The organism is Maribacter sp. Asnod2-G09 (assembly GCF_045063795.1).
Taxonomy (GTDB): domain Bacteria; phylum Bacteroidota; class Bacteroidia; order Flavobacteriales; family Flavobacteriaceae; genus Maribacter.
In genome coordinates, this window is sequence record NZ_JBEFOA010000005.1 from 326,517 (window position 1) to 341,710 (window position 15,194).

The 15,194-nt window shown below is 36.1% G+C and carries 9 protein-coding genes; 5 read left to right on the forward strand and 4 right to left on the reverse strand.

Annotation, left to right across the window (positions count from 1 at the left end; all coding sequences use genetic code 11):
- Window positions 1-46 precede the first annotated feature (46 nt).
- Together ACJJVT_RS13575 and ACJJVT_RS13580 are read right to left on the reverse strand one after the other, a co-directional pair.
- Window positions 47-1,276, reverse strand: coding sequence for a metallophosphoesterase (locus ACJJVT_RS13575; RefSeq protein WP_405399401.1), 1,230 nt, complete (start codon window positions 1,274-1,276; stop codon window positions 47-49).
- A gap of 57 nt (window positions 1,277-1,333) precedes the next feature.
- The gene (locus ACJJVT_RS13580) at window positions 1,334-2,056 is read right to left on the reverse strand and encodes a copper homeostasis protein CutC (RefSeq protein ID WP_405399403.1); all 723 of its coding nucleotides are present in this window, start codon (window positions 2,054-2,056) and stop codon (window positions 1,334-1,336) included.
- A gap of 41 nt (window positions 2,057-2,097) precedes the next feature.
- On the opposite strand from ACJJVT_RS13580, the gene ACJJVT_RS13585 reads away from it, so the two are divergent.
- The 5 genes from ACJJVT_RS13585 to ACJJVT_RS13605 all read left to right on the forward strand — a co-directional run bounded on the left by ACJJVT_RS13585 (window position 2,098) and on the right by ACJJVT_RS13605 (window position 11,736).
- Window positions 2,098-3,084, forward strand: coding sequence for an isoaspartyl peptidase/L-asparaginase family protein (locus tag ACJJVT_RS13585; protein WP_405399405.1), 987 nt, complete (start codon window positions 2,098-2,100; stop codon window positions 3,082-3,084).
- A gap of 103 nt (window positions 3,085-3,187) precedes the next feature.
- Window positions 3,188-6,022, forward strand: a complete 2,835-nt coding sequence (polA, locus tag ACJJVT_RS13590) for a DNA polymerase I (RefSeq protein WP_405399407.1) — start codon at window positions 3,188-3,190, stop codon at window positions 6,020-6,022.
- Between the two features lie 118 nt (window positions 6,023-6,140).
- Window positions 6,141-10,664, forward strand: coding sequence for a thrombospondin type 3 repeat-containing protein (locus tag ACJJVT_RS13595; RefSeq protein WP_405399408.1), 4,524 nt, complete (start codon window positions 6,141-6,143; stop codon window positions 10,662-10,664).
- Complete coding sequence (locus tag ACJJVT_RS13600) at window positions 10,661-11,335, forward strand: hypothetical protein (RefSeq protein ID WP_405399410.1); 675 nt, start codon at window positions 10,661-10,663, stop codon at window positions 11,333-11,335. Before ACJJVT_RS13595 ends, ACJJVT_RS13600 begins: the two co-directional genes overlap by 4 nt.
- 89 nt (window positions 11,336-11,424) lie before the next feature.
- On the forward strand, window positions 11,425-11,736 hold the full coding sequence (locus ACJJVT_RS13605) for a T9SS type A sorting domain-containing protein (protein ID WP_405399412.1): 312 nt from the start codon (window positions 11,425-11,427) through the stop codon (window positions 11,734-11,736).
- A 53-nt stretch (window positions 11,737-11,789) separates the two neighbouring features.
- Here the strand turns inward: ACJJVT_RS13605 and ACJJVT_RS13610 are convergent, their stop codons facing one another.
- A complete protein-coding gene (locus ACJJVT_RS13610; protein ID WP_405399414.1) occupies window positions 11,790-12,299 on the reverse strand; it encodes a hypothetical protein in 510 nt (169 codons plus the stop codon).
- Between the two features lie 92 nt (window positions 12,300-12,391).
- A complete protein-coding gene (locus ACJJVT_RS13615; protein WP_405399415.1) occupies window positions 12,392-15,022 on the reverse strand; it encodes a DUF5916 domain-containing protein in 2,631 nt (876 codons plus the stop codon).
- Window positions 15,023-15,194 lie beyond the last annotated feature (172 nt).

The window sequence follows — 15,194 nt, forward strand, 5'->3', positions numbered from 1 at the left end:
ATATTAGTCTTAGCATCCCAATTGTAACACTACAAAAGGGTTAAAATCATGTTAACGCCTTTTTCTTTAAGGTTATTACAGTGATTTCTGGCCAAATTCCTACCCTACCTGGGTATCCTAAAAAGCCAAAACCTCTGTTTACATTAATGAATTGACCCATTTCTTTATAAATACCTGCCCAATAAGGATACCTCCATTTTACAGGACTCCACTTTATCCAACCTGGTATTTCGATACCAAACTGCATTCCATGAGTATGTCCACTTAAAGTTAAATGATAATGATAGTCATCTTGTATCACTTCCATTTCCCAGTGCGACGGATCATGACTCATTAATATTTTAAAATCATCGGCTTTAATCTGTGAAGCAGCTTTTTTGAGATCTCCTGCTTTTTTGAATCCGCCTTTACCCCAATTCTCTACTCCCACCAAAGCAATCTTATCATCTCCTTTTTGTAAGTATCTATGCTCGTTAAGCAGAAGGTCAAAACCCATTTCTTTTTGCAATGTCTTTAGGTCTTCTAAATTCTGATTTTTTAATTCTTCTGTATCCCAAGGAATGTAATCACCATAATCATGATTACCTAATACCGAAAACTTACCGTCTTTGGCTTCTAGGGTGCTAAACAGATCTGCCCAAGGCAACATTTCAGAAGTCATATTATTAACCATATCACCAGTAAACAAAAGCACATCACTTTTTTGCTTGTTGATTAAATCTACACCGTATTCAATCATCTTTCTATCATCAAAACTACCACTATGTATATCTGAAATTTGAGTAATCTGATAGCCATCAAAACTGTCGGGAAGATCTTCGAACTCTAAATCGTATTTCAATACCTTAAAATTGTACTTCCCTTTGTACATACCATATAATAGCGCCCCAAATGGCACGGCAGCTACTCCCAGTGCCAATAAACTAAGAAAACGTCTACGTGCCGGAAGTCCGAATTGCTTTTCCTCACCATAAATTTTTTGATATGCACCTGCTATAAAACGATATATATCTTCAGAAAACAAAAATAAGATAGTGATGATATTGAACGTTAACATGGTCAACAAAAAACCAAAAGCATAACTTTTAGGTATACTTAAAACACGACCTGTCTCTTCCCCTATAGAAAATTGGTAGATAAAATTTAACATGACCGCTAATGATATTGCAATATAAATCCATGACCACCACGGTTGTTTGGTTATTGTTTTTAATGCCTGAAGCACATAAAAACTTAAAGCAACATAAGCTAAGACAAAAACAAACCAACGAATCATGACTAAAATTTTTACAAAGATATCTGTATCCCAGCGGTATATAAGCTCATTTGCATTTTATTTAACCTTGTTAACTACCGCTTTAATATTTTCCAATTGCGTAATTGCTATATAATTATCACTTAAAAAGCGTTCTGAATTCATAGTTATAGCGGGTTCCTGAGCCAGTGTTTGAATCATAGCCGTACCCGACAAATGAACCGCAGTAAATCCTTTATTTTTAAAACTGACTACATTATCAGCATTTACACCTGACCCAGGCATAATTTGAATAGACTTGGTTTTACTTTTTAATTTGGATAAGAAATCAATACCTAGGGGAGCAGATTTCTGTTGACCCGATGATAATATATAATCAACTTGCATTGCCTCAAGTTGATCTAACGCTTCCGACGGATTCGTAATCCAATCAAATGCTCTATGAAAAGTGAATTTTAAATTGCAAGCCGCAGTCTTCAGCTTTTGTGTCTGTGCAACATCCAACGAAAAATCATTCAAAAGAACTCCCGATACAATTCCGTCAAAACCTAATTCGACACATAATCTAATATCAGCGAGCATAATATTCAATTCATCAGCTGAATAAGTGAAATCTCCACTACGCGGACGGATCAGAACATGCACAGGAATGGAAACTTGTTCTTTTACAGCTTTCAACAACCCGTATGAAGGAGTTAATCCGCCCACTGCTAGTTCTGAGCACAATTCAATTCGATCAGCCCCGGCACGTTCGGCAACTAAAGCAGATTCCAAAGAATTAGCACAAACTTCTACTATCATATTCCTATATTTAAGGTCACTAAAAGTAAAGAACCAAACCCATGAAAAGAAGAAAGTTTCTAAGAAATTCTAGCACGGTGGCTGCCGGTATTGTTTCGGCACCAATATTAGCTTCTTACAAAGAAGAACCCGCAGTAAAAGAAACAGCCAAAGCGCCAATTCTACCAATAACAATTTGCACGTGGGATTTTGGAAATGCAACAGCCAAAGCTTGGGAAGTCTTAGAAAAAGGCGGCACTGCTCTAGATGCCGTTCATCAAGGGGTTATGGTAGAGGAAAATGATTTAAACAACAGCACGGTAGGTAATGGCGGGAGACCAGATAGAGATGGCAATGTCACTTTAGATGCCTGTATTATGGACAAAGATGGTAATTGCGGTGCTGTACTTGCCATGCAAAATATAGCCAACCCAATTTCGGTTGCTAGAAAAGTCATGGAAGAGACTCCGCATGTGATGCTTGCCGGCAAAGGAGCAGAACAGTTTGCCTACGAGCAGGGTTTTGAAAAAACTGATTTGCTTACCGAAGAATCAAAACAAGCATGGGAAGAGTGGAAAAAGACTTCGCAGTATAAACCCATCATAAATATTGAAAATCATGATACTATTGGCATGCTAGCAATTGATGCCGATGGCGATATTGCAGGCGCATGTACTACTAGCGGAATGGCATATAAAATGGCAGGCAGAGTTGGTGATTCGCCTATTATTGGTGCGGGACTTTTCGTGGACAATGAAATTGGCGGAGCCACAGCAACAGGTGTTGGCGAAGAAGTCGTTAGAACCGTTGGCAGTTTCTTGATCGTTGAATTAATGCGCCAAGGCAAATCGCCACAAGAGGCATGCGAAGAAGGTGTAAAACGCATTATCGCAAAAAATAAGGATAAGCAAGATTTTCAAATCGGTTTTATCGCCATTAATAAAAAAGGAGAAACAGGCGGTTATTGCATTCACCCAGGGTTTACATATAGAACGTATACTAAAGAAGGTCATGTAAACAATCCTTCAGATAGTTATTTAAAAAGTTAATACACTTCTTTAACTTGTATTTAATACGGAAGCAATAGGGCAATCTCCCTTAATGTTTCCGTATCAATTTGTACTTTTAACCTTTTACAATCAATACTCAAAAATGGCAGATCAAAAAAGACTCTTTTTGCTAGATGCATACGCACTAATTTTTCGTGGTTACTACGCACTTATAAAAAACCCAAGAATAAACTCTCAAGGCATGGATACCTCAGCGATTATGGGATTCATGAATTCTTTATTCGATGTTATTCGTCGTGAAAAACCTGATCATTTAGCCGTTTGTTTTGATAAAGGAGGAAGTGCCGAGCGCACAGAATTATTCCCCGAGTATAAAGCAAACAGATCAGAAACACCCGATGCCATCCGTATTGCCGTACCTTATATTCAAGATATCTTAAATGCAATGCATATTCCTGTAGTCGTAAAAGAAGGATGGGAAGCAGATGACATTATAGGTACTTTGGCTAAACAAGCAGAAAAAGAAGAATACAAAGTTTTTATGGTTACGCCAGATAAGGATTTTGGACAATTGGTTTCTGAAAACATATTCATGTATCGCCCTGCTAGAATGGGTAACGGAATAGAAATTTGGGGTATTCCAGAAATTCAAAAACGTTTTGGAGTACAAAGACCAGAGCAAGTTATTGATTACCTAGGTATGATGGGTGATGCCAGTGATAACATCCCGGGATTACCAGGTGTTGGTGACAAAACTGCAAAGAAGTTTATTGAACAGTTTGACTCTATGGAAGGACTTTTAGCGAATACCGATAAGCTAAAAGGTAAAATGAAAGAGAAAGTAGAAGCCAATGGTGAACTTGGTTTACTTTCTAAAAAATTAGCAACTATTTGTTTAGATGTTGATGTTACTTTTAATGCTGGTGATTATGAAATGTCTGAACCGAATGCCGAAGCAGTTCAGAAAATTTTTGAAGAGCTTGAGTTTAGAAGATTAAAAGACCAGTTTATAAAATTATTTTCTGCGGAAGTTGAAGAAGCCACTGCAGACACTACAAATAAACCAGCAGCCAAAAAAGAAATTCAAGATGCTGGATCCGGACAGTTTTCATTATTCGGAAGTCCCGCAGACTCTGGCGCTACCGTAAAAGATTTTTCAAGTAGAAAAACGATTGCAGATGTTGCGCATTCTTACCAAAGTGTTGCCCCAGGTATGGCGACGAAATTATTCTTAAAAAATTTAATGCAACAAACTTCAGTATGTTTTGATACCGAAACTACAGGTTTAGATCCTTTGACAGCCGAATTAGTTGGTATTGCTTTTTCTTGGGAAGCAACAAAAGGATATTACATTCCCTTTACGGACAATAAAGAAGAAGTACAGGCACTTTTAGAAGAATTACGCCCTTTCTTTGAAGCCGAGCAAATTGAAAAAATAGGTCAGAATCTTAAGTACGATATTAAGGTATTGGATAAGTATAGTATTGATGTAAAAGGACCTTTGTTCGATACCATGTTGGCACACTATCTAATTAATCCAGATATGCGTCATAATATGGATGTGCTGGCAGAGACGTATTTAAATTACACTCCGGTTTCCATCACAGAACTTATAGGTAAAAAAGGAAAGAATCAATTAAGCATGCGCGATGTTCCGCTAGAAAAACAAACGGAATATGCAGTTGAAGATGCAGACATCACCTATCAACTTGCGCAACATTTTAGACCAGAATTAAAAGAAGCGAATACAGAAAAGTTATTTAAGGAAATTGAAATTCCTTTACTACGTGTATTGGCAGATATGGAATTGGAAGGTATCAATTTAGACAAGGAATTCTTGAATTCACTTTCAGAAGATTTGAACAATGACATCGATAATCTAGAAAAGAAAATATATGAAGTGGCGGGTGAGGAATTCAATATTGGTTCGCCCAAGCAATTAGGCGAAATACTTTTTGATAAATTAAAATTAGTAGCCAAGCCTAAAAAGACCAAAACAGGACAGTACTCCACCGCAGAAGATGTGCTCTCTTACTTAGCTAAAGATCACGAAATTATTCAGAATGTATTGGATTATAGAGGTCTTGCCAAATTAAAAAGCACGTATGTAGACGCATTACCAGAACAAGTAGAACCGTCTACAGGAAGAGTGCATACAGACTATATGCAAACCGTTGCTGCAACAGGTCGTTTAAGCAGTAATAACCCTAACTTACAGAACATACCCATTAGAACAGAACGTGGACGACAAGTTAGAAAAGCGTTTATTCCACGTGATGAGAATTACACCTTATTAGCTGCAGATTATTCTCAGATAGAACTACGTATTATTGCAGCCCTAAGTGAAGAAACCACCATGATAGAAGCTTTCAAAAATGGTGAAGATATTCACGCTTCTACGGCATCAAAAGTATTTAATGTTCCGTTAGAAGAAGTAACTAGAGAACAACGTAGTAATGCCAAGACAGTAAACTTCGGTATTATATACGGTGTTTCTGCATTTGGCTTAAGTAACCAAACGGACCTTTCTAGAAAAGAGGCAAAAGAATTAATAGATACCTACTACAAGACCTACCCAAAGCTAAGAAATTACATGAGCGAGCAAGTAGATTTTGCTCGTGATAATGGTTATGTTTCAACCGTTTTAGGAAGAAGACGTTACTTAAAAGATATCAATGGTAGTAATGCCATTGTTCGTGGCGCTGCAGAACGGAATGCCGTAAACGCACCTATTCAAGGTAGCGCGGCAGATATCATAAAAATCGCCATGATTAACATTCATAATAAACTAGAAGAAGGTAATTACAAATCTAAAATGTTATTGCAAGTACATGATGAATTGGTGTTCGATATTTACAAGCCAGAATTAGAAGAATTACAGACGCTAATTAAATTTGAAATGGAAAATGCATATAAAATTGCAGTTCCTTTAGATGTGGAGGTTGGCTTAGGTGAGAATTGGTTGGTTGCACATTAACACTTATTTGTAATAGAACGACCACACCTTGTAAGAAACAATTGTAGTATTTTGACGAAAATATTCTGTTAACAAAACGCTAATATTTATATTAGTGTTTTGCTAACCACATTTTACTATGATTAAAAACTACACTAAGCTGCTATTGGCAGTTTTCTTTTTGTTTACAACACAACTTTTTTCTCAGGGAAGCGCAGCTTCTGATCGTGAAGCACTGATTGCATTATATAATTCCACCAACGGAGATAATTGGACTAATTCATGGGACCTTAGCGCTGATATGGATACATGGTACGGTGTTACAGTAAACGGAAGTGGAAGGGTTATATCGATTAACATGTATCAAAATAATCTCACAGGCACTGTACCACCAGAAATAAGCAATCTAACAGAACTAACAGGACTATCGCTGAGAGCACAAAATCTTACAGGAACAGTATTAGATAAGGTTACGGGTCTAACTAAACTAAGTTATTTGGATTTTGCTTTTAACAATTTAGAAGGAACAATACCGGAAAGCATATCAAACCTTACTTCTTTAAAAAATCTTTTCCTGGACTACAATGAATTTTCAGGTGAGATTCCTATTTCACTAACGACACTAACAAATCTCGAAAGATTAAATCTGGGCGGTAATAACCTAACAGGAAGTGTACCAAATGAAATTTTTGAAAATCTTTCAGATTTAATTGAACTTGAGATATTTAATAATGATTTAACAGGATTGATAAATCCAACGGTGGTTAATTTGCCTTTACTAAAGAGTTTAAACATTAGCGCAAATGGATTTACTGGGACTTTCCCATCTTTTATTACTCAACTTACGACGCTCGAGACTGTCTCTTTGTCAACGAATTTTTTTTCAGGGCCTATTCCACAGAATATTAGCAACTTAACCGAACTAAAAAACTTATACCTAAGTAAAAACAATTTCACAGGAACTATCCCTGTTGAAATAACGACATTACAATTACTTGAGAGGTTAAATTTAAGCTCAAATCAATTCACAGGAACATTACCTAGCCAAATAGAAAATCTCGAAAACCTTTTACAATTACAACTATATTCAAATCAATTTTCTGGACCGTTACCAACTTCGGTATGCAACTTAGCTAACTTAAGCATGTTGTTATTGAACGACAATGATTTCAGTGGGAGCATTCCTGAATGTTACGGCTATTTCAGCTCTATACAAAGATTAGAATTACAAAAAAATAACCTTACAGGGATTTTACCAGAAAGTTTAGAAAATTCAACCACATTGTCTTCTTTTAACATTCAAGAAAATAATTTTGTTTTTGAGGATTTAGAGAATCTAGTTTTAAACATCGGACAATTCCGCTATTATCCTCAACAAGATATTGAAGTAAGTGAAAATGTAACACTTAATGAAAACACTACTTTCACAGCTAGTATTCAAGCCACAAATAGTTCAAACAATACGTATCAATGGCGTAAGAATGGAAACAATATTATTAACGAAACCAACTCAACCCTTACAATATCAAATATAACACCTGAAGATGGCGGAAACTATGATTGTTTAATAGAAAATACAAATGTCCCTAATTTAACCTTAAAGAGAAATGTTGTTTCATTGACAGTTACCCCATCCCTAAATAATGATTCGGATGATGACGGTATAACAAATGAAAACGACAATTGCCCAAATACTCCTGCAGGTCAAACTGTAGACGAAAATGGCTGCTCTCAAGATCAATTAGATGATGACAATGACGGAGTAAATAACGCTAATGACAATTGCCCAAACACGCCAAATGGAGAAAACGTTGATACGAATGGCTGTTCACAAAGCCAATTAGATGATGATAACGATGGTGTAACCAACAACAATGACAATTGCGCAAACACTCCTACAGGAGAAACAGTAGACATCAATGGCTGCTCTCAAAATCAATTAGATGATGACAATGACGGAGTAAATAACGCTAATGACAATTGCCCAAACACGCCAAACGGAGAAAACGTTGATACAAATGGTTGTTCACAAAACCAATTAGACGATGATAACGATGGTGTAACAAATAGCAATGACCAATGCCCAAATACACCATCTGGCAATACTGTAGACAGCCAAGGTTGTATAGTAAGCAATAACAATCAAGTTAATTACGCACAGAATTTTAGTTTTGAAAATTGGTCAACAAACCCGGCCACGCCTGAAGATTGGACTATTGAAAATGACAATAGCATTATTCAAAGTACGGATGCCACAGACGGATCTTTATCTTTAGAGCTAGATTTAGATAATTCTCTACAATTTAAAACAGAACTCATAAATACTACTGCTATTCAATTAGCAACCAATACAACTTATACCTATGCCTTTGATTACAGAATAAAAAGAGGCACGGACGTTAGTGCTGAAATTCATATCTCAAAAGACGGAAACCCATATGGAATACCTTTATTAAGAGAGTATACAACTTTTAATACGGATGGCAACTGGCATACTTTCTCTTTTGATTTTGACACAAACGCTACCGATGAATCGCATATTTTTAGACTTATTTTTAGAGCTAACACCACTGAAACAGGTATAATCATTCTTGACAATCTTAGGGTTTTAGGAGACCCTTTACCAGATGCGGATAATGATGGTGTTTTAGATAATAATGATCTATGTCCAAACACTTCTGATACTGCTCTTGCTGTAGATGATGATGGCTGTGAAGTTACAATAGATGGTTCAAATCTATTAGAAGACCCTAGTTTTGAAGATTGGTCATACGGCGGAGGAAGTAACCTTGCCAACTGGGGTATTTGGATACAACTAGGGAGCTGGGTAAAAAACACAGACATTAGTGACAATCTACAATATAGTGTGGAGTTAATTACAGGTGGTGCTTCATCAAATTCAATATTCCAAAATGAATTGCAATTCTACAAAGGTGTAGAATATATAATTTCAATCGACTATAAAGTTCTAGAAGGCACTTTCACCACTTTACAACTTGAGTTGACAGATGGCGGTGTATTTGGTGAGATTGTTGCTGAATTTAGCACTACACCTAGTCCATCAGGTTGGCAAACGTTTTCAACAACTTTTACACCAACATCAAACGAAATGTTAGATTTAGGTATTAGAGTTGAGTCTGGTCAAACAGGAGACAGAATTTTACTAGACAATACCGTTATTAGAGCAAATGTTACTGCCGTTGGAGATGACGATAATGACGGAATAATCAACACTAATGACAACTGCCCAAATACTCCAGCAGGAGATACAGTTGATGAAAATGGATGCACAGTAACCATAATAACAGATTCAGACAACGATGGTGTAGCAGATGCAGATGATGATTGCCCAAATACTCCTACAGGAGATACAGTTGATGAAAATGGCTGTACAGTGACCACTGTAACAGATTCTGACAATGATGGTGTAACAGATGCTAATGACGATTGCCCGAATACTCCTGCAGGAGATACGGTTGATGAAAATGGATGTACAGTAACCACAATAACAGATTCAGACAACGACGGTGTAGCAGATGCAGATGATGATTGCCCAAACACTCCTATAGGAGATACGGTTGATGAGAATGGCTGTACAGTAACCACAGTAACAGATTCCGACAACGATGGTGTAGCAGATGCAGATGATGATTGCCCGAATACTCCAATAGGAGATACGGTTGATGAAAATGGATGTACAGTGACGACAGTAGCAGATACAGACAACGATGGTGTAGCCGATGCTGATGACGATTGTCCAAACACTCCAAGCGGAGATACGGTCGATGAGAATGGCTGCACAGTAATTACAATAACAGATTCAGACAATGACGGTGTACAAGATGCTGATGACGACTGTCCAAACACTCCTGCAGGTGAGACGGTAGACACTAACGGATGTACGATTTTTGAAAATACGCTCCCAGATATTTCAAATGACGGCATTCAAGTAAAAGTAACAAGCACCAGTTGTCCAGATACTTCAAACGGAGAAATCTCTGTTTCCTTTAATGAAGATTACAACTACAAAGTTCAAATTACAGGACTCTTATTAGATAATACATTCAGCAACATCAGTAGTAATGATGGTTTAGTAAGATCAGATCTTTCTTCTGGTTCGTATACTGTTTGTGTGACTATCCCAGAATATCCAAGTTATGAGCAATGCTACACAGTAACAATAGAAACGCCCGAAGAATTTATTTCTGGTAAAACCGTTATAGACTACACTGCTAAAAAAGCAAGTGTTGTGGTTTCCGGAAGTAAGAATTACCAAGTTTTAGTGAATGATAAGGTATATTCCTTTGAAGTGGACAATATAGCCAATCAGCAATTATCATTTCCGCTTGATAAAGGAGCTAATGTTATTTCTATAGAAACCGATAAAATTTGCCAAGGTGTTTTTAATGATAATGTGGTTATCAGTAATGCTATTTTAACTCCAAACCCAGTGACTGATATGTTACGAGTTGAAGGTTTAGATATGATCACGAGCGCTCAAATTATACTATCTAATGTTAGCGGAGTAACAACAATACAAGAGAGCAGACAGATAAGTAACGGCACATTAGAAATGAATATTTCTAACCTTTCTCCTGGCATCTATATGTTAACTATTGTAGATGGAGATAAAGAAATCAACTTAAAATTTGTAAAAAAATGAGATTAGCTATAAAATTAATTTTAGTGGTTTTACTCGTTACCGCTTGCGGCGGGAAGGATGACAATAAGAATAATCCTCCTGAGGAAACAGAAAAAGAACTGGGCGCTTTCAATCTTGTATTTCCTGAGAACAATTTAATATGCACTGAAGGGGAAGACAATGGTACAGATGGGGTAAGCATAGAATTTCAATGGTCGGGATCTACCAATGCTACATCGTATGAAATAAAAATCACCAATCAAGAAACCAATTCTACAGACACAAGAACTGTAACTACAACATCACTTGCTGTAGGTTTGCCTAAAGGCACCCAATTTTCATGGGCGGTAACTGCCATTTTGGGTTCAAAAACACTGGCGAGCGACTCATGGAACTTCTATTCTGAAGGCACAAGCACAGAGAACTTTGCTCCTTTTCCTGCAGAAATTAGTGTTTCAGATAATGGTAACGGTACCGTAAGCGTTTCTTGGATAGGTGAAGATTTAGATGACGACTTAGAAAATTACGATGTATATATTGGGTCGGGCGAAACTTTAGAATTGATATTAGAAAATACAACATTGCTAAACACGACCTATAATATTACAGCTGGTCAACAGTATGCAATTAAAGTTATTTCAAAAGACAGTAACAACAATTCATCTACCAGCGAAACATCTTTTTCTTTTTAGAAAGTTAAAGTTTATTTAAAGAGAGACGAAAACGTATTTTTAAAACGTTAGCATATAACGTACTTCTACAATGAGGTGCGCTATTTTTTATGAAACGCATTTTTCTCATATTACTTTTCATCATCTTTAGTGCAACACAGTTGTGTGCCCAAGATGCAGAAAGTAATATAAAAGTGTTTCCTAACCCTGCAACCAATGTCATTAATGTCTTAGGACTTAAAAATGATTCGAACGCAGCTATAAGCATTAGAGATAGTTACGGGACCCAAATTATCTACCACCAATGGGATATTAAAAGAAACTCGCTTAACATTCCCGTTTTCAATCTTGAAAAAGGTTTGTATATGATTACCATACAATCTGAACATCAAAATGTAAAAGCTAAATTTATCAAGCAATAAAAAACCCTCACATAAATGCAAGGGTCAATTCTTTAAATATAATTTTAGCTCTATTATTGTCGCTTCACAAAAATTAATTGTCCGTCTTCTGAGAAATTAGGAATATCAAGATCACTGGCATCTAATGTCATTACATTACCATCAATAGTAACACCTATTGCCACTTCCTCACCATCTTCATCTATAGTCGTTACAGTTTCACCATCAAAAGTATACGTACTTGCACTTTCATCTGACTCTGTTGGACAAGGAATATCTAAACCATCTGCCGTAGCATTAACTTCTACATAATTAGCAGAATTAGATGCTATAGCACTTAGATCCTCATTAAATTGTAATGTAATAATATAGCAACCTTTGTTAGATAAGAAATCTAAAATTTGTTTTCCAAACTTAACATCATCACTTGCTGTTTCATTATCTATAGTAAGTTCAGTGGCATCCCATGTGCCAACTATTGCAGTCTTATTAATTTCCGCTTCCGATTCAGTTTCATCTTTATCAGAGCTGCAAGAAACTAAGGCTAACACCATAGCTGCACTAAGTAAAATACGTTTATACATTGTTTAGTTTTTTGGTTGTACAAGCATAAAAACGAAAAAATCAACTTATTATTTCATATCCATACAAACAGCTAGCTAATAAAAACAAGTGTTTACAGTATAAATCGATACGTTGCTTTCAGCAAAAACGTATTATCTTTCTTCTGTCCTAAAATTTGTTGATCTAAATTCCTCCCTAATGTTTCACTTGGGTTCCCTGCCCCCACAACGCCTTGAGACCAGACCAAAAAAATTTCTGAACCAGGCACATACTCCCATCTAAGCACCAAATTTGATCTAAACTGAACATATGAAAAATCTGGATTCTCTATTTGATAATCTACAGTACCATCAAAATTTTCATCAATTAAATAATCATTAGTACTAGTAGATTGCGAAATTTGATTATCTGAAAATACGGTTACTCGTTCATTCAGCTTTTCTGCTATAGGGTTATTCACATAATTAAAATCGGTATATGTACCTCTAGATATAAATGGCTCGCCATAATACTGAATAGAAAGATTCGGATTTATACTATAATTAAAACGGATAGAAGTACTAAACGTTTTTTGATCAATATTACCGGTAATATATCTCGCATCGCCATTAAAACTGGTTTCGGTAACATACTGCGTCTTATTCGGATTCTCTTCAAATTCAGACGAAATAGATAGATTAAAAGCATCAAAAGGTTGGTAGTATAATCTAAAAACATATCGCGCTAGCGAAAAATTCTTTTCTGCTGCTTGACTATTTACATAACCTAGGGTAAAACTCAATTTCTTTCTACTATCAGAACCGAAGAATAAATATGCGAAATTTTCGTCTGACCAGCGCCACCGTGGTCCGCCACGAAGTACCGTATTTGAAAATATACGTGGTTTATGCGCTGCACCCACTTCTGTCCACCAATTATTTTTATAATTTATAAAACCTTCAAATTGATATTGAATTCGATTATAATTACCCTCAAAGTCGTAGGTTGAATATTGACTTAATTCTATATTGGCTTTACGATACAAATTAGTGGGCTTTATAAACAATCTACTTACTGAAGCCGTTTGTTTTATCTCATCTGCCTGCCTTAAAAATCCGATATCGTTCAGTTCCAATTCGGGTGAGCGCCAAATGACCCCGCCATCATACCTCCAATTTCCACCGCCAGCTTTACCTACTTCTAACTTTCCGCCTGTACCCGTAAGTGATGTTCTACTCTCATCAACAGAAACATGACCCGCATCTACTCTTTGAAAAAGGTGCGTAATACTATTTTGTGTTCGTGTTATTGCTTCTTCACTACCCATAACATGACTACCTACTATATTACCTTCAACATAATAATTTCTATTCTTCCAATTATGTTTAAAATCTAAACCGCCGGTATATGCCCCACTTCTTAAAAACTCAAGATGCTCGGGCAAATTTCTATTAGTGGCGGTGAATATTCCGCCCAAATAAGAATTTCTTTCATTGAAATCTTTTTGAACTCTACCCACAATATAGTTGGTTAAAGGCTCAACCAGTTCTGATCTTTTATTACCAGTGACATCTTCAATATCTGCGTACATCTTACCGGTAACACTTTCTAACAAACCTAAAGACCACCCGTTTTTTGTCTTACCAGAAAATTTTGCCGCGCCAAGTATTGTAGAATTTATTGGTTGATCAACAAATTCATTATCTGTAACATCTGCATACCCTTGCGGGCTTCTGCCTATTCTTCTACTATAAAAAACATTGTCGTTACCATCGGCAAACTCATAGTCGAATATATTTTTGTTCTCAATAAAAAAAGGTCTTCGTTCTTCAAAGAATATTTGAAATCCGTCTAATGCAATTGCACCTGGATCAGCATCTACTTGTCCGAAATCTGGATTGACCGTTAAATCTAGCGTCAAGTCATTCGTCAATCCTATTTTAGCATCTAAACCTGCATTGAGAATATAATCTTTACCATCTCTAAAAGGGTTGCCGGCTTCAGATGGATAGCTATCAAACTGATTCACTAAAAACGGTTGAATCTCCAATTGTTTTTGCGGTTCAATATTCTTTAAACCATTCAACCTACCAAATTCACTTACCCAACCCGGTGCCTCTAAAGAAATTGGTTGCCAAATAGAACGTTCTTCTCCCCTAAAATATCTTCTGTGTATTTGAAGTCCCCACACTTGTTCTTCGGCAGCCCCAAACTTCAATTGACTAAACGGAATTTTCATTTCTGCAGTCCATCCTTCTTCATCAATATTTGAAGCGGTATACCAAATTGGGTTCCAGCTGGCATCCCAAAAATCACCATTCTGAGAAATAAATTCATCACCCTTTACTCCCGCTGCCGAGACGTTAAATGAAAAAGCCGTTCTTTTATCATTATAACTATCAATATTTACCTCTATCCAATCTCCAGAAAAATTATCTCTACGAGCTAGACGTTTTTCTATTTTATTAGGTATACTATCATAACAGCGAATACCTACATAAATAAACTTAGCATCATATGCAATCTTAAATTTTGTTCGTTGACTTGCTTTTTTACCGTTATTTGGCTCAAAAACAGTAAAATCATCATCCCAAATAACATTTTTCCATGCTTTATCAGACAATTTGCCATCAATAGTGATTTCTTCACCTACAGGAAGTTGCACAGTATTATATTCCCGTTGTACCTTTGCAGAATCTTTTTGAGCAACTACTATAGTCGTTAATAGAATAAATAAGATACTCTTGAATAAGCGTCTACTCATAATTGCAAGTTCTTTTGGTTGATTGTTTTAATATTAGAAGAGACATTAAAGAATTGTAAATGTTACAGAAATAGTAATAAAATCAATAAGTTTAACAGTATCTCAATAGTAGCAAAGTAGTAAGATTTCGCATTTATTGAAAAAATGTGAAAAAATAAGAAACAAGTATTTG